This window comes from Ruegeria sp. N10 (assembly GCF_056531545.1).
The window spans coordinates 341928-357204 of record NZ_JBQFLY010000003.1 but is presented as its reverse complement, the minus strand read 5'-3'; the positions used below and the strand labels follow the sequence as shown (position 1 = coordinate 357204).

Below are 15277 nucleotides of genomic sequence, written 5' to 3'. Positions count from 1 at the left end.
TGACCCTGACACCCGTCGAGCTGTTGCGGCAAAACGCTCCGGCCACCCGTCCCATAATCGCCCTCAGCGAAGGCAACGACCCCCGCATCACAAAAGGGGCCATCAACGCGCAGAGAGCCAATCTGGCTGATATCATTCTGGTTGGCCCGCACGCCGAGGTCGAAGCAGCCCTGAAAGATCAGGGGGCTGCTGCCTCTCAGGGCGTTGAGATCCATGACCCCAAGACTTCGGACCTGACCGAAGAATTTGCCCAGACCTTTTTCGAACTGCGCCAGCATAAAGGCGTCGATCGGTCCAAGGCACGTGCTGCCGTTGAAACACCCCCCGTCTATGCCGCCATGCTGGTGCGCAGCGGACGCGCCACCGGCACTGTAGGAGGGGCCGTTCACACGACCGGCGATATTGTCCGCGCAGCCATCCAGGTGATTGGCATGGCCCCCGATGCAGGAATGGTGTCATCCTTTTTCCTGATGTACCCGCCGGAAAACGCTCAGCCCGGGGCGCGGGCGATGCTCTATTCCGATTGCGGGCTGGTCATCAATCCGACCGCGGGCGAGCTGAGCAAGATTGCCATGGCATCCGCCACATCGGCCCGGACGCTGCTGCAGGTCGATCCAAAGATCGCGATGCTCAGCTTTTCCACGAAGGGCAGCGCCAAGCATCCGGACGTGGAAAAGGTGATCGAGGCTACAGAAATGCTGCGCCAGGCCGCGCCAGACCTGAACGTCGACGGTGAACTGCAATTCGACGCCGCCTTTGTACCTTCGGTTGGTGAGCGTAAATCACCGGGTTCGTCTGTCGCCGGGCAGGCCAACGTGATGATCTTTCCCAACCTTGATGCTGGCAATATCGGCTACAAAATCACCCAAAGACTGGGGGGCTACACCGCCATCGGACCGGTCTTACAGGGGCTGGCCAAACCCGCCAACGATCTGTCCCGCGGATGCAGCGCCGAGGATGTGACCCAGATGATCGCCGTGACCGCGCTACAGGCAAATGGACTGTAACACTTAATTTTCGCACCGCTCCCGGAACGATGTTCTAAAATACCGAGGAAACTGACAAAATCCTCCTGACATAACCAACTGGACCCGCAAATGACCCATCAGCAGCCGATCCTTGATACGTCACCGAAAGTCTCGGACGAAATCCGCAGGACCACCTGCTACATGTGCGCCTGTCGATGCGGCATCAACGTTCACATGAAAGACGGCAAGGTTGCTTATATCGAAGGCAATCGCGACCACCCGGTGAACAAGGGAGTCCTGTGTGCCAAGGGGTCTGCCGGGATCATGCAGGTCAATGCCCCCTCGCGCCTGCGCAAGCCACTGAAACGGGTCGGCCCGCGTGGCTCGGGCGAATTTGAGGAGATCAGCTGGGACGAAGCGCTGGAACTGGCTGTCAGCTGGCTGGAGCCGATCCGTAAAGACAACCCGGAAAAGCTGGCCTTTTTCACCGGCCGGGACCAAAGCCAGAGCTTCACCAGCTTCTGGGCGCAAAACTTCGGAACCTGCAACTATGCGGCGCATGGCGGCTTTTGTTCGGTCAATATGGCTGCGGGCGGCATTTATACGATGGGCGGCGCATTCTGGGAATTCGGCCAGCCTGATTGGGACCACACCAAACTGTTCATGTTGTTTGGCGTGGCCGAAGACCACGACTCCAACCCGATCAAAATGGGTATTGGCAAGATCAAGGCGCGCGGTGCACGTGTTATTGGCGTCAACCCTATCCGCAGCGGATACAACGCTGTCGCTGATGATTGGGTCGGCATCACACCGGGAACTGACGGACTGTTCATCCTGTCATTGATCCATGTGCTGATGAAAGCCGGAAAGATCGATCTCGACTATCTCAGCCGCTACACCAACGCCCCGGTTTTGGTGGACGCGTCAGAAGGCGCCGGAAAGGGCCTGTTCCTGCGCGACGATGACGGAAAGCCCCTGGTCATCGACCGGAATACAGGCAAGCTGACGGCTTTCGACACGCCGGGCGTTCGCCCGGATTTGTCGGCGGTCTACGAAAATGACGGTGTCGTTCATCGCCCTGTATTTCACTTGATGGCAGAAAAATACCTGTCCGAGGAACACGCGCCTGAAGCTGTTGCCGAAAAATGCGGTATCTCCGCCAATCGCATTCGCGCGATTGCAGCGGAGCTGGCGCGCGTCGCCTTTGACGAGGCGTTTGAGCTCGATCACGAATGGACCGATTTCCGGGGCGAGAAACACACCAAGATGGTTGGCCGCCCTGTTGCAATGCATTCGATGCGCGGCGTTTCGGCTCATGCCAATGGATTCCAGACCTGCCGCGCGTTGCACGTGCTGCAAATCATCCTGGGCACGGTCGAGGTTCCCGGCGGCTTCCGCTTCAAGCCCCCCTACCCCAAACCGGTCGAGGCGCACCCGACACCGCATTGCAAGGTGACGCCCAATTCTCCACTGGATGGCCCGCATCTGGGTTTCGTCCGCGGCCCGGAACACCTTGCACTGAAGGAAGATGGCAGCCCCGCGCGGATCGACAAGGCGTTCACCTGGGAAAACCCGATGTCCAGTCACGGGCTGATGCATATGGTGATCTCGAACGCACATGCGGGCGACCCGTACAAGATCGATACGCTGTTCATGTACATGGCCAACATGTCGTGGAACTCGACCATGAACACCAAGGGTGTCATCGAGATGCTGACGGACAAAGATGAAAACGGCGATTACGTGATCCCGCGCATCATCTATTCGGACGCCTATTCTTCCGAGATGGTGGCTTACGCGGACCTCATCCTGCCGGACACGACCTACCTCGAACGCCACGACTGTATCTCGCTGCTGGATCGCCCGATTTGCGAGGCGGATGCGGCCGCTGACGCAATCCGCTGGCCTGTGATCGAACCGGACCGCGACGTGCGCGGATTTCAGTCAGTATTGATCGATCTCGCTAACCGAATGAAACTTCCGGGTTTCACCCATGAAGACGGCAGCGCAAAATGGGTCGATTACGCCGACTACATCGTCAATCACGAACGCAAGCCGGGTATTGGCCCGCTGGCCGGATTCCGCGGTGAAAACGCCGACAAGGAAGGGCGCGGAGAGGTCAACCCGGATCAGTTGAACCGCTATATCGAAAACGGTGGCTTCTACGTGGCGCATATCCCGCAAGGCGCGGATTACTACAAACCGTGGAATGCAGCCTATCAGGAATGGGCCGTGGGCATGGGGCTCTATGACAGCCCGCAGCCATACCTATTCCAGCTTTACTCCGAACCGATGCGCAAGTTTCAGCTGGCAGCCGAAGGCCATGGCGACCGACAGCCGCCTGATCATTTGCGCCAGCGGATCAAAGACACGATGGACCCGCTTCCGATCTGGTACGAAACCGATCAGCACGGCAACGACGGCTTCACTGTCAACGCGCTGACCCAGCGCCCGATGGCGATGTATCACAGCTGGGGCACGCAAAACGCCTGGCTGCGGCAGTTGCACGGGCGAAACCCGCTCTATGTTCCGACCAGGCTGATGCGCAAGCACGGCCTGAACGACGGAGATTGGGCCAAAATCACATCCCCTCATGGTGAGATTACGGTCCCTGTGATGGAAATGGCCGCGCTGAACGACAACACCGTCTGGACATGGAACGCCATCGGCAAACGCAAAGGCGCCTGGGCCCTGCAAGAGGACGCGCCCGAGGCCACCAAGGGTTTCCTGCTCAACCACCTGATCCACGAATTGCTGCCGCCAAAAGGCGACGGGCTACGTTGGGCCAACTCCGACCCCATTACTGGTCAGGCCGCATGGTTTGACCTGAAGGTGAAAATCGAAAAAGCCGACGCGCCCGCCGATGCCCAAAGCCAGCCTCATTTTGACCCGATCAAATCACCGGTAGGAACCGGCCCTGCGAATTTGGCGTGGAAGGTGGGCAAATGACCCGGATCCGCACTTCATCTGGCCACAAATATCCCGGGGGTGAATTGAGCCGTAGGCTCAAGAGGGGGCTGGCCCCCTCACCCGTCCTCAACAGCACAGGTATCCTGACATGACCCAGCTACCGAACTCCACCGAGCGCAAGATGGGTCTGGTGATCGACCTGGACACCTGCGTTGGTTGCCATGCCTGCGTGATTTCCTGCAAAGGCTGGAACACGGAAAATTATGGCGCGCCGCTGTCCGATCAGGATGCCTATGGCGCCAATCCTTCGGGCACTTTCCTGAACCGCGTGCATTCCTACGAGGTGCAACCGGCGGAAGGGCACGCGCAACTGATCCATTTCCCTAAATCCTGCCTGCATTGCGAAGATGCGCCCTGTGTTACCGTGTGCCCGACCGGGGCCAGCTACAAGCGGGTCGAAGATGGCATCGTGCTGGTTAATGAAAGCGACTGTATCGGGTGCGGCCTGTGTGCCTGGTCCTGCCCCTATGGCGCGCGTGAACTGGACAAGGCCGAGGGGGTGATGAAGAAATGCACACTCTGCGTCGACCGGATCTATAATGAGAACCTGCCCGAGGTGGACCGGATTCCCTCCTGTGTCCGAACCTGTCCGGCGGGCGCGCGGCACTTTGGCGATCTGGGCGATCCGGACAGCGACGTCAGCAAGCTTGTTGCGGACCGCGGCGGAATGGACCTGATGCCCGAAATGGGCACCAAACCCGTCAATAAATATCTGCCGCCGCGCCCGAAAGACACGGTGGAAGATCAGATCGACATCCTGGCCCCCCTGTTGGCACCTGTCGCTGAAGAGCCCAAGGGCTTCCTCGGCTGGCTCGACAAGACGTTGGAGAAACTCTGATGCATCCTGCACCCTCCGTCATCCTCTTTACCACCCTGTCCGGTCTGGGCTTCGGCCTGCTCTTCTTTCTTGGTCTTGGCCTTCCGGCTGTCTCGGGTTGGGTGGCCTTTGTGTTCTTCGCCATTGCTTACGGTCTGGCCGTCGGAGGGCTGATGGCCTCAACCTTCCACCTCGGCCACCCGGAACGGGCCTTGAAGGCTTTTACCCAATGGAAAACCAGCTGGCTCAGCCGTGAGGGCTGGTGTGCCGTGCTCGCCCTGGTCGTCATGGGACTTTATGCGATTGGCGTAGTGTTTCTGGATCGGCATTGGAGCCTGCTGGGTTGGGTCGGAGCCTTGATGTCACTGGCGACCGTGTTCACGACATCGATGATCTACACGCAACTCAAGACCATCCCGCGCTGGAATATGAACCTGACCCCCGCCATGTTCCTGAGCTTCAGCCTGGCGGGTGGAGCGTTGCTGGCGGGCCAGACACGTGTTGCTATTCCGCTTCTGCTGATCGCCGCTTTGGTTCAATTCTTGTATTGGAAGAAAGGCGACAAAGCGCTGGAGGTATCCGGAACGGATCTGGGCACGGCGACAGGTTTGGGTAACCGGGGCACAGTCAGAGCGTTCGAGCCACCGCATACCGGTACCAACTATCTGCTGCGTGAGTTTGTTCATGTGGTCGGGCGCAAACATGCACAGAAATTGCGGGTGATCTCGTTTGTATTGGCCTTTGTCCTGCCGGTTCTGTTGCTGGTCCTGCCATTCAACCATTTACTGGCCTTGCTGGCGGTGGCATCGCATCTGGCGGGTGTCGCGACCTCGCGCTGGCTGTTCTTTGCGCAGGCCGAACATGTCGTGGGGCTTTATTACGGCAAACGTTGAGGGGGCTCTGCCCCCGCCGCGGCACACCGCGACTCCCCTGGGATATTTTTGGCCAGATGAAGTCTGGATCCTGAAAAAGAAAAAGGCGGCGCTCGGTAGTCGAGGCCGCCTTTTCCGGTTTCTGAAGACCGGGTCAGATGAGGCCCGCGTGTGCCATTGCTGCTTCAATCGCGGCCTTTGTGCTGTCTTCCAGCTCGGTCAGAGGCGAGCGGACTTCAGTGCTGCAGAGACCCAGTTTGCTGAGCGCGTATTTGGCGCCGACCAACCCGGGTTCGATAAAGATCGCTTCGTGCAGCGGCATCAGCTTGTCCTGGTATTCCAGTGCCTTTGCATAATCGCCCGACAATGTGGCCTGCTGGAATTCGGCGCAGAGCCTGGGGGCCACGTTTGCGGTAACTGAAATGCATCCGACACCGCCATGGGCGTTGAAACCCAGTGCCGTGGCGTCTTCACCGGACAGTTGGCAGAAGTCCTTGCCACAGATCGCACGCTGCTGGCTGACGCGCGCCAGATCGCCCGTCGCATCCTTGACCCCGACAATACGCGGCAACCGGGCCAATTCGCCCATGGTGGCGGGGGTCATGTCGATGACCGATCGCCCGGGAATGTTGTAGATGATAATCGGAATATCCGCAGCCTCGTGCAGGGCTTGGAAATGCGCGATCAGGCCGCGTTGAGTCGGTTTGTTGTAGTAAGGCGTGACAACCAGCGCCGCATCGGCCCCAACTTTTTCGGCGAACTGAACGAAACGGACGGCTTCGACCGTGTTGTTCGACCCGGCACCGGCAATAACCGGCACACGGCCAGCAGCCGTTTTGACCACTTCTTCGATGACCGTTTCGTGTTCGTCATGGCTGAGCGTCGGGCTTTCGCCGGTGGTTCCAACGGGCACCAGCCCGGTCGAGCCTTCGGAGATCTGCCATTCGACCAGATGTTTAAGCGTCTTCAGGTCCAACTCGCCGTTGTTGAACGGAGTGACGAGGGCTGGCATCGAGCCTTTGAACATGACACGCTCCTTAAGGTGCACATTGCGGTTTTTGCGCCTCGGCCTCTCACGTTTCCAGCTTTGTGAGTTGATCCCGCCGGCGCAGGGTTTATCCTCACAGGCTCTATCCTCGGTTGGTTGGGAAATGCAAGGGATGACACGCTTTCTAGCACTGTTGACTGGTGTGATTCTATACGCAGTGACGACACCGCAAGCCGCACGCGCGGATGCGGCCGGTGATTTGCGCGCCGGGCTGTATGAAATGCGCAAGGGCGACTGGAACGCGGCACTGCGCGTATCGGGCCAGCGCGGCTCGGTCCCGCGCGATGTCATTGTCTGGCACTGGCTGCGTGAGGGGTTTGGCAGCTCGGGCGATGTGCTGGTGTTTCTCGAACGCCGCCCGGATTGGCCCGGGCTGGATTGGCTGCGCCGCAAGAGTGAGCCGGTCTTTACCGGGGCCGATCCCGACAGGGTTCTGAAGTTTTACGCTGGCTTGACTCCTCAGACTGCTGAAGGCGCGCTGAACTATGCGGTGGCCCTTAAGGCCAAAGGGCGCATTGGCGAGGCGGAAGCCGACATCGTGACAGCCTGGCGTACCATGCCGATGGGGTCGGGGTTGCAAAAGGACTATCTGGAGAATTTTGCCAAACTGCTGAAGCCACACCATGCCGCGCGGCTGGACCGGATGCTGTGGGATGGCCATTTGGTCAGCGCAGAACAGATGCTGCCCCTGGTCAGCACGGATGAGCGCAAGCTGGCCGAAGCACGGATCGCGTTGCAGAAACGCCAGCCAGGCGTAGACGGCAAGGTGGCGGCGGTACCGAAGTCGCTGGCAGATGCGCCGGGGCTGGCATTCGACCGTTTTGTCTGGCGGGACAAGAAAGAACTGGATGACAGCGCCGTCGACCTGATGCTGGCACGGTCAACCGGACCGGAGGCTCTGGGCGAGCCTGACAAATGGGCCGAGGGACGCCGCCGTCTGGCCCGGCTCGAGATGCGATCGGGGCGAGCGGCGCGCGCTTATGACGTGGCGGCCAAGCACCATATGACCCCCGAAATGGGATATTCCTATGCGGATCTCGAGTGGCTGGCCGGGTTTCTGGCCCTGCGCAAACTGAATGACCCTGCCACAGCTGTGCGGCACTTCCAGAATTTTTCGAATGCCGTGCAATCGCCGATCTCGAAAGGGCGCGGCGGCTATTGGCTGGGGCGAGCTTACGCCGAGCTTGGGGAAGCAGACAAAGCCTATGAGGCCTATGCGATGGGCGCGGATCATCAGACCTCTTTTTATGGTCTGCTTGCGGCGGAACGGATCGGACGGCCATTTGACAAGGAACTGGCCAATCCGCGTCGCGCGCCGCACTGGCGTCAGGCTGAGTTCGCCGAATCCAGCGTCCTGGAAGCCGGGCTGCTGTTGCTGAAGGCCGGGGAAGACAACTTGTCCGAGAGGTTCCTGACCCATCTTGTCGAAGGTCTTGACCCTGTGCAGGCCAACCAGTTGGGCGACCTTGCAATTGAACTTAAGCAGCCGCATCTGGCTGTGATGATCGCCAAGCGGGCTGCGACCACGGGCACCATTTTGCCTGCGGCCTACTACCCGGTTCATCCGGTGGCCGACATGCGTCTGCCAATGGCCAAGGAAATGACGCTGGCCATCGCACGGCGCGAAAGCGAATTTGATCCGGTTGTCGTCAGCGGCGCGGGTGCGCGCGGCCTGATGCAGGTGATGCCCGCAACGGCCAAGCTGGTGGCCGGAGAGCTGGGGATACTCAGCGGCCATCAGACCGGTCGGTTGACGTCGGACTGGCAATACAACGCCAAGCTTGGCGCCAACTATCTTTCGGGCCTTGCGACCGAGTTCAACGGGAATGTCGTCATGATGGCGGCGGGTTACAATGCTGGTCCAAAGCGCCCGATCTCGTGGATGGAACGCTATGGTGATCCACGCACCGGCGAGGTGGATATCGTAGACTGGATCGAGACCATTCCGTTCGATGAGACGCGCAACTATGTGATGCGCGTGACCGAAAGCTTGCCGGTCTACCGCGCCCGACTGGGGCAGCCCGCCCTGCCGGTTCCGTTTTCGCAGGAACTGATCGGATCATCGCTGGCGGCGTTCGCGCCATAAGGTAAAAAGCCCTGCGGCTACAACAATCGCTGCGCCCGCGACAACTTCAGGGCGCAGTGTTTCACCAAAGATCGAAATCCCCAGAATCGCGCTCCAGACCAGGTGAAAATAGGCAAAGGGTTGGACGGCGCTGGCTTCGGCCATCTCATAACATTTGATCAGCAGCCAGTGCCCCGTTGCCCCGCTGACGCACAGCAACGCCATCCAGAGCCAGTCGCTGCGGGCCATTGGCTCCCAGAACCACATTCCAAACAGAGTCATGGCGACGGCGCCAACGACGCCGGTCCAGAAAAAGCTGGTGGCCGTGCTGTCCTGACGTGCGACATAGCGCGTCAGCAGGCCATAGATCGCAAACAGAAACGCCGAGATCAGCGGAATGACGGCCCAAGGATCAAAGACACCAACGCCCGGCTGCAGAATGATCAGAACACCAATGCAACCAACGCCGATCGCGACCCAGCGCCGCCATCCGACCTTTTCGCCCAGAACCGGACCGCTCAGCGCGGCGACAAGCAGGGGATAGCTTATGAAAACGGCCATACTGTCGATCAGACCGAGCACTGTGAAACCAAACACGGCGACGCAGATCTCGGTGGCCAGCAGCAGGCCCCGCAGGATCTGAAGACCCATCTGGTTCGTCTGCATGGCCGCCTTTAACCCGCCTGAGGATCGCGCCGCCAACGCAATGACAAAGGCCGCGAAGAACCAATAGCGGATCATCACCACCATGTAGGTGTTATAGGTTCCGGCCAAATGGCGTGAGATACCGTCCTGCAAGGCAAAGACAATTGTCGCGCCCACCATCAGGGCAATACCCGCACCTGCATTGTTTTTCTGCGTCATGCCTTGAGCGCCCGCGTCATGTGCCTCTTTCGGCCATAACCGGATGTACGGGTGACGGTGAAACCGGCATCCTGAAGCCCGCGTCGAACAAACCCGGCGGCCGTATATGTGGCTGCTGTACCATCGGTGGCTGTATGCGCCGCCACTTGCTGCATCAGATCTGCCCCCCACAATTCTGGGTTCTTGGCAGGAGAGAACCCGTCGAGGAACCAGGCGTTGGCCAGGCCAGTCCATTGCGGCAGGCTGTTGCGCGCATCGCCGATGATCACTTCGCATTGAAGGGTTTCAAGACTGCACGCGCGACCTGTCCAATGGGCCAGAAACCGGCTGCTCCACGGGTGCAACTCGGGGAAGGCCTCAAGCGCGTGACGCATATCATCCGTGGCCATGGGAAAGGCTTCGAAACTGGTGAACCGAAGCGGCCCTGTTTGGCCGGATTTCTCCCATTCAGACCAGACCGTCAGCAGGTTCAGACCGGTGCCAAAGCCCAGCTCGGCAATATGAAACCCCGGCGCAAAACGTTCTGGCAGATCATTACCTGCTAGAAACACATGGCGCGTCTCTTCCAGCCCGTTCTGCAACGAGTAATAGGGATCGTCGAAACGGTCCGAGACCGGTATCTGATCCTCGGTCCACGTCAATTCGGCATGCTGGTCTGCCATCGGGGAATCCTGTAGCTAAGCGGCGCGACACTGAACAAGGAAAAGGGAATTGGCAATGATCGATGTGACGGTTCGCGGGGCAGGAATTTTCGGCCTGTCCATCGCCTGGACCTGCGCCCGTCGGGGCGCGAAGGTGCAGGTCGTCGATCCTTTTGGGCCGGGCTCCGGGTCCAGCGGCGGTCTGGTGGGGGCCTTGGCCCCGCACGTGCCTGAAAACTGGAATGCTAAGAAAGCTTTCCAATTCGACAGCCTGATCATGGCCGAACCCTTTTGGCATCAGGTCGAGGGTACCGGCGGCGTTTCTCCCGGCTACGGGCGGCTGGGCCGTCTTCAACCCATTCCTGACGCCCGCAGTCTGGATCTGGCCCGGCAACGCGAAGGTTCAGCCGATCAGCTTTGGCAGGGGCGGGCAGAATGGCGGGTGATCAGCACATCGCAGGCCGGATCGTGGTGCCCGCCCAGCCCCACCGGCTTTGTCATCCGCGATACGCTGACGGCGCGCATGCATCCCCGGCGGGCCTGCGCCGCTCTGGTTGCAGCCCTTGAGGTCATGGGTGTCCACGTTGTCAGTAGCGCTGATGATAAAGGGCAGGTTGTCCACGCCACGGGCCTAGCCGGATTACTTGAACTGAACGACGCCTACGGAAAGACCGTCGGAAACGGTGTCAAAGGTCAGGCAGCCCTGTTGCGCTTTGACGCGGGAGAGGTGCCACAGCTTTTCGCGGATGCGGTCCATATCGTGCCACATGCGGACGGAACGCTTGCAATCGGATCAACGTCTGAACGGGACTATGACGACCCAACCAGCACAGACAGTGCATTGGACAATGTCATAGACCGGGCCACGCGCGCGCTGCCGCTTTTACACGGGGCCGAGGTGATCGAACGTTGGGCCGGAGTGCGTCCCCGCAGCAAAAGCCGCGCCCCGATGTTGGGCCTGCATCCGTTGCATCAGGGTCAGTTCATCGCCAATGGCGGTTTCAAGATCGGCTTTGGCATGGCTCCGAAAGTGGCCGAGGTCATGGCCGATCTGATGCTGGAGGATCGGGATTCGATCCCCGATGACTTCCGCCCCGGAGCCTCACTGTGATAGGGCCACAGCTTTCATGCATTGCCGCCCATCCGGTCCGCGCACCCACATGTCCTGACCGTTCCGGCACAGCTGAGCAGTCTCGAAATGCATCAACGGCGAGGTCGCACGGAAAGAAAACGACTTGAGTGGTCCGCCAAGATCAACTGCAAACAGCATCAGAAGCTGCGCCAGAAGTGGCCCGTGCACAACCAGCCCTGCATATCCTTCCACATCGCGCGCATAGTCCAGATCGTAGTGAATGCGATGGCCGTTGAAGGTCAGCGCTGAGTAGCGAAACAGCAGGGTGGTATCGAACGCAACCGCGTGGATATCCGTTTCATCCGTGCGTGAACGAGGCGGCGTTTGAGTTATTGCATCCGGCGTGGGGTCTTCACGATAAACAAGGTCCTGCCATTCTGTCAGACAAAGTTGGCCACCTTGCCGTATCTCATGCCGCAACGTGACAAAACCCAACGGTCCGGAGCGCCCTGTTTTTGCGCTTTGGTTTTCAAGAACCGATGTCCTGTCAGCAGGGATACCCGCGATCAGCGGTGCATGAAATTCCAATTGCCCACCGGCCCACATTCTGCGGGGCAATCCCATATCCGGGATCAGGCCACCCACCTTGGGATGCCCATCCCGCCCCAGCGCAGCAGGCGGTTGCGGCGCCCAGAAATAGAGCTGATGGAAGAATGGCGGCAGAGCTGAGCCTTTGGCAATTGTTGGCTCAGAGCCCAACGCAACCTGAAACGAAGCGGCACGGGCCGGGTCAAGGATATCGCTTTGACTTTGTTCCAACATATGCGCAGTCCAAGCTCAGAAACCGGCCTCGACCCTGAGTTTCTGCATCAGCATGTGCAGTGACTTTTCATACCGTTCGGACAGCAACTTTCCCTGTTCGTCGAATTCATTCGAACTGTCAGCGAGGTGGATTTCCGGACCCTGCAAGATGCGGGGCTGAAAGGGCACCATGCAAGCGCGCAGGATCATCTGCGCCCTTTCCCCACCAGCGCGGCCACCCGCCGCCGACATCACGGCAACCGGCTTGCCCGCCCATGGATTGCCTTTCGTCCGGCTGACCCAGTCCAGCGCGTTTTTCAGAACGCCCGAAGGCCCTTTGTTGTACTCGGGCGTCGAGATGATCACCGCATCCGCCTGCCCGATCTGGTCGGCCAGCATCTGAACAGATGCCGGTATCCCTTCGGCATCCTCCAGATCGCCATCATAAAGCGGCAAGTTCAGGTCTGCTTCGGCATAGCTGACAGGGTCGAACAACCGGGCCGCTTCGCGCAGCAGCTTGCGGTTCGTCGCGTCCTTGCGCAGGGAGCCGGACAGGCCAAGCAGGGTCGGTTGAGACATCAGGGACAACTCCGTTTCAGTGTTTCCCATTAGTTAGACCGAGATTGACCCCGACCAAACCCCCATTGACGCACAGTCATTGCGCAACAGGGGATGTGCCAGACCGGTCTTGCGTTTCAGGATCACGCGTTTCCGCTGGGGACCACAACAATCTCAACCCGCCGGTTTTGCGCTTTTCCTTGCGGCGTTAGGTTGGACGCGACCGGGTTGTTTTCACCCTGACCGTAGGTTCTGATACGGCTGTAGTTGACACCATTGGCTTGCAGGATATCCGCGACCGCGTTTGCGCGACGCTCGGACAATCCCTGATTATAAGACGCGTCGCCGTCGCTGTCGGTATGACCAATGATCTGCACGTTCGAGTTGGGATAGTTGACAAGGTTCTGGCCCACTTTCACCAGATCCGCCCGCAGCGCCGGGCGCACGGTCGAGCTGTCCGTGTCAAACGTAATGTCATTCGGGACGGTCACGATCAGCCGGTCACCCGCATTGACGATTGTAATCCCGTCATTTGCCAGTTGCTGACGCAATTCCGCAGCCTGCTTGTCCAACTGGTTGCCGATCAGACCGCCACCCGTGGCACCAATGGCGGCACCGGCCAGCGCCCCAAGACCCGGGTTCGAATTATTGGCAATCGCGCCGACACCCGCGCCGATAAGGCCACCCAGAACCGCACCCTGCTTCGTATTTTTGTTGGGGTCGTTCTGAACGGTCAGGGTGCCAGGATCGGTACAGGCCGTCACGGCCATGATTGAACACAGGCCTGTCGCCAGAAAAAACTTTGAAATCGTCATGATATCACCTTCTGCTCCGGTACCCGTTCTTCGGGCTTGATCCATTTCACCCAGTATATCACTGCGCTTGCTCACAGGCTCAAGCAACAATGCGGTGAAATAGGCGAATACCCGCCAAAGGCCATTCATACCGGTTCCGCAAAGGTGCCCGCGTGCTGTTGTTCCTGCCAGAGATCACGCAAAGATTTACCTTGCCCCAGAAATCTTTCGTCAGTGTGTTCACTGGACCAGATGCGATCGGTTCTGAAATAGCGAAAGCCGCTTCGCATTTCACACCACCCTGCCAGCAACGTGCATTCGATATGATAGATCAGCGCTAGCGGGCGCACCACGCGGATGGTTTGTTCGCCTTCACCATCTACGTAAGTGATGCGAATTTTCCGTTCTGCCCGAATAGCTTCGCGATAATGCGAAACAGAAACACATCCCTTCTCGGGATCATCCGCCGGAGCCCCCCAGGGTGAAACCTGCAACCAATCGGTCGGGCTATGCAGTGCATCGATCTTCCGACAGATTCGACTTGCAGCGCGCTGCAAGTGGCTGTCGCCGGTGCGCGCCAGAAGAGACAGGCCAACCCACAGAGCCTCAACCTCTTCGGCGTCGAAATTCAGCGGCGGCAGATCGTAACCGCGCCGCATCATGTAACCGACACCGGCCTCACCTTCGATGGGTGTTCGCTGGGCCTGCAATTCGGCAATGTCACGATAGACAGTGCGAACGGACACCTCTAGCCGGGTGGCCAGTGCTTCTGCCGTGACCGGCGCACTTGCGGCCCGCAAGATCTGGATGATTTCAAACAAACGGGTCGAACGGCGCATCGCATTCTCCTGACACTCTGCTGACACCCTAGCACACCCCACTGACAACATGCTGTCAGCAGTGACGCGCGATAATGGGTGGATATCACACAAGGAGCCAAGAAATGCCGCACCTCGACAACCACGTCATGATGACACTGAAACTTGGCCAATGGTCACAGGACCACACACTGCGTGCCTTCGAGATTGAACGTGAGATCGCGCAGGAGCGCCATCGCCGCCAATCGGTTTCGACGAAACGAACAAGACGCATTTCGCTGGGCAACCTGAAGATGCTGTGGGCAAGAATTGCCTGAGATCAGAAATCGGGCTGGGCGCGAAACTTCATCGAATGCCCGCCCTCGGGATGCTTCAGGCGCAATTTTTCGGAATGCAGCATCAATCTGGGAAACTCCCTCGCGGCACCTGTTGCATAGAACGGATCGCCTAGGATCGGGTGACCCAATGCCTGCATATGAACGCGCAGCTGATGAGACCGCCCGGTTTTGGGAAACAGGCGCACGCGAGAGGTCTCGCCCTCATGTTTCACAACGCGCCAATCGGTGACCGCAGGTTTGCCCGTATCATGACACACCATTTGTCTGGGTCGGTTGGGCCAGTCCACGATCAACGGCAGGTCAACCGTGCCGGTCTTTGGCTCCATCCGCCCCCAGATACGGGCAATATAGGTTTTCCGGGTCTGCCGCTTTTCGAACTGCATACTCAGATGCCGTTGCGCATGGGGTGTTTGGGCAAAAACCATGACACCTGATGTGTCCCGGTCCAGTCGATGCACAAGCAACGCCTGAGGGAAAGCCGCCTGCACGCGTGTCAGAAGGCAATCAGCCAGATGATCGCCCCGCCCCGGCACGGAAAGCAGACCCGACGGTTTGTTCACTACAATCAGCTGCGCATCTTCGTGCAGCACGTCCAGCGCGGTTTGCGGGGGGGCATAGGTTTCGCTCATGCGGGCCTGCCTATCTCAGCGC

Annotated in this window: 15 protein-coding genes; 7 read left to right on the top strand and 8 right to left on the bottom strand. The window is 59.3% G+C overall.

The genetic code is table 11. The annotated features are described in order from the left end of the window. The first annotated feature begins 5 nt into the window (after nt 1-5). From pta to ACR0JI_RS07335, 4 genes are all read left to right on the top strand, one after another. Nucleotides 6-1007 carry a phosphate acetyltransferase gene (gene pta, locus ACR0JI_RS07350; RefSeq protein ID WP_480494043.1) on the top strand — a complete coding sequence of 334 codons (1002 nt, stop codon included), beginning with the start codon at nt 6-8 and terminating at the stop codon, nt 1005-1007. Nucleotides 1008-1097: 90 nt separating this feature from the next. Beyond that, nucleotides 1098-3917, top strand: coding sequence for a molybdopterin oxidoreductase family protein (locus ACR0JI_RS07345; protein WP_480493860.1), 2820 nt, complete (start codon nt 1098-1100; stop codon nt 3915-3917). A gap of 109 nt (nt 3918-4026) precedes the next feature. Then, nucleotides 4027-4776, top strand: a complete 750-nt coding sequence (locus tag ACR0JI_RS07340) for a 4Fe-4S dicluster domain-containing protein (RefSeq protein WP_267363598.1) — start codon at nt 4027-4029, stop codon at nt 4774-4776. Further along, the gene (locus ACR0JI_RS07335) at nt 4776-5648 is read left to right on the top strand and encodes a dimethyl sulfoxide reductase anchor subunit family protein (protein WP_480474108.1); all 873 of its coding nucleotides are present in this window, start codon (nt 4776-4778) and stop codon (nt 5646-5648) included. The genes ACR0JI_RS07340 and ACR0JI_RS07335 overlap by 1 nt, the downstream gene beginning before the upstream one ends. Nucleotides 5649-5781: 133 nt before the next feature. On the opposite strand, the gene dapA is transcribed toward ACR0JI_RS07335, so the two are convergent. Further along, nucleotides 5782-6654 carry a 4-hydroxy-tetrahydrodipicolinate synthase gene (gene dapA, locus ACR0JI_RS07330; RefSeq protein ID WP_480474109.1) on the bottom strand — a complete coding sequence of 291 codons (873 nt, stop codon included), beginning with the start codon at nt 6652-6654 and terminating at the stop codon, nt 5782-5784. 133 nt (nt 6655-6787) lie between these two features. Here dapA and ACR0JI_RS07325 point away from each other — a divergent pair, with 133 nt between their 5' ends. Beyond that, entirely contained in the window at nt 6788-8761 is a 1974-nt protein-coding gene (locus ACR0JI_RS07325) for a lytic transglycosylase domain-containing protein (protein ID WP_480474110.1), read from the top strand. Here the strand turns inward: ACR0JI_RS07325 and ACR0JI_RS07320 are convergent. Continuing rightward, nucleotides 8735-9604 (bottom strand): DMT family transporter, encoded by an 870-nt coding sequence (locus ACR0JI_RS07320; protein WP_480474111.1) that lies wholly within the window; start codon nt 9602-9604, stop codon nt 8735-8737. The genes ACR0JI_RS07325 and ACR0JI_RS07320 overlap by 27 nt on opposite strands. Next, nucleotides 9601-10266 (bottom strand): tRNA (5-methylaminomethyl-2-thiouridine)(34)-methyltransferase MnmC2, encoded by a 666-nt coding sequence (mnmC2, locus tag ACR0JI_RS07315; RefSeq protein ID WP_480474112.1) that lies wholly within the window; start codon nt 10264-10266, stop codon nt 9601-9603. The genes ACR0JI_RS07320 and mnmC2 overlap by 4 nt, the downstream gene beginning before the upstream one ends. A 55-nt stretch (nt 10267-10321) precedes the next feature. On the opposite strand from mnmC2, the gene ACR0JI_RS07310 reads away from it, so the two are divergent. Then, nucleotides 10322-11356 carry an NAD(P)/FAD-dependent oxidoreductase gene (locus ACR0JI_RS07310; RefSeq protein ID WP_480474113.1) on the top strand — a complete coding sequence of 345 codons (1035 nt, stop codon included), beginning with the start codon at nt 10322-10324 and terminating at the stop codon, nt 11354-11356. On the opposite strand, the gene ACR0JI_RS07305 is transcribed toward ACR0JI_RS07310, so the two are convergent. The 4 genes from ACR0JI_RS07305 to ACR0JI_RS07290 form a co-directional block, all read right to left on the bottom strand. Beyond that, a complete protein-coding gene (locus ACR0JI_RS07305; RefSeq protein ID WP_480474114.1) occupies nt 11348-12139 on the bottom strand; it encodes an HTD2 family dehydratase in 792 nt (263 codons plus the stop codon). The genes ACR0JI_RS07310 and ACR0JI_RS07305 overlap by 9 nt on opposite strands. A gap of 15 nt (nt 12140-12154) precedes the next feature. Continuing rightward, nucleotides 12155-12697: an NADPH-dependent FMN reductase gene (locus ACR0JI_RS07300; protein ID WP_480474115.1), complete on the bottom strand. Its 543-nt coding sequence runs from the start codon at nt 12695-12697 to the stop codon at nt 12155-12157. A gap of 122 nt (nt 12698-12819) precedes the next feature. Next, a complete protein-coding gene (locus ACR0JI_RS07295; protein WP_480494044.1) occupies nt 12820-13491 on the bottom strand; it encodes a YiaD family glycine zipper/OmpA-like lipoprotein in 672 nt (223 codons plus the stop codon). Nucleotides 13492-13616: 125 nt separating this feature from the next. Further along, nucleotides 13617-14309 (bottom strand): helix-turn-helix transcriptional regulator, encoded by a 693-nt coding sequence (locus ACR0JI_RS07290; RefSeq protein WP_480474116.1) that lies wholly within the window; start codon nt 14307-14309, stop codon nt 13617-13619. Between the two features lie 104 nt (nt 14310-14413). Here ACR0JI_RS07290 and ACR0JI_RS07285 point away from each other — a divergent pair, with 104 nt between their 5' ends. Then, the gene (locus tag ACR0JI_RS07285; RefSeq protein WP_267363584.1) at nt 14414-14605 is read left to right on the top strand and encodes a hypothetical protein; all 192 of its coding nucleotides are present in this window, start codon (nt 14414-14416) and stop codon (nt 14603-14605) included. A 2-nt stretch (nt 14606-14607) separates the two neighbouring features. Here the strand turns inward: ACR0JI_RS07285 and ACR0JI_RS07280 are convergent, their stop codons facing one another. Further along, complete coding sequence (locus ACR0JI_RS07280; RefSeq protein WP_480493861.1) at nt 14608-15255, bottom strand: RluA family pseudouridine synthase; 648 nt, start codon at nt 15253-15255, stop codon at nt 14608-14610. Nucleotides 15256-15277 lie beyond the last annotated feature (22 nt).

Bases quoted from the DNA above. Each gene is read 5' to 3' on its own strand.
- ACR0JI_RS07335 (WP_480474108.1), top strand. From the start codon at position 4,776: ATGCATCCTGCACCCTCCGTCATCCTCTTTACCACCCTGTCCGGTCTG.
- ACR0JI_RS07325 (WP_480474110.1), top strand. From the start codon at position 6,788: ATGACACGCTTTCTAGCACTGTTGACTGGTGTGATTCTATACGCAGTG.
- ACR0JI_RS07340 (WP_267363598.1), top strand. From the start codon at position 4,027: ATGACCCAGCTACCGAACTCCACCGAGCGCAAGATGGGTCTGGTGATC.
- ACR0JI_RS07310 (WP_480474113.1), top strand. From the start codon at position 10,322: ATGATCGATGTGACGGTTCGCGGGGCAGGAATTTTCGGCCTGTCCATC.
- ACR0JI_RS07290 (WP_480474116.1), bottom strand. From the start codon at position 14,309: ATGCGCCGTTCGACCCGTTTGTTTGAAATCATCCAGATCTTGCGGGCC.
- ACR0JI_RS07305 (WP_480474114.1), bottom strand. From the start codon at position 12,139: ATGTTGGAACAAAGTCAAAGCGATATCCTTGACCCGGCCCGTGCCGCT.
- ACR0JI_RS07285 (WP_267363584.1), top strand. From the start codon at position 14,414: ATGCCGCACCTCGACAACCACGTCATGATGACACTGAAACTTGGCCAA.
- ACR0JI_RS07345 (WP_480493860.1), top strand. From the start codon at position 1,098: ATGACCCATCAGCAGCCGATCCTTGATACGTCACCGAAAGTCTCGGAC.
- ACR0JI_RS07280 (WP_480493861.1), bottom strand. From the start codon at position 15,255: ATGAGCGAAACCTATGCCCCCCCGCAAACCGCGCTGGACGTGCTGCAC.
- ACR0JI_RS07295 (WP_480494044.1), bottom strand. From the start codon at position 13,491: ATGACGATTTCAAAGTTTTTTCTGGCGACAGGCCTGTGTTCAATCATG.
- dapA (WP_480474109.1), bottom strand. From the start codon at position 6,654: ATGTTCAAAGGCTCGATGCCAGCCCTCGTCACTCCGTTCAACAACGGC.
- ACR0JI_RS07300 (WP_480474115.1), bottom strand. From the start codon at position 12,697: ATGTCTCAACCGACCCTGCTTGGCCTGTCCGGCTCCCTGCGCAAGGAC.
- ACR0JI_RS07320 (WP_480474111.1), bottom strand. From the start codon at position 9,604: ATGACGCAGAAAAACAATGCAGGTGCGGGTATTGCCCTGATGGTGGGC.
- mnmC2 (WP_480474112.1), bottom strand. From the start codon at position 10,266: ATGGCAGACCAGCATGCCGAATTGACGTGGACCGAGGATCAGATACCG.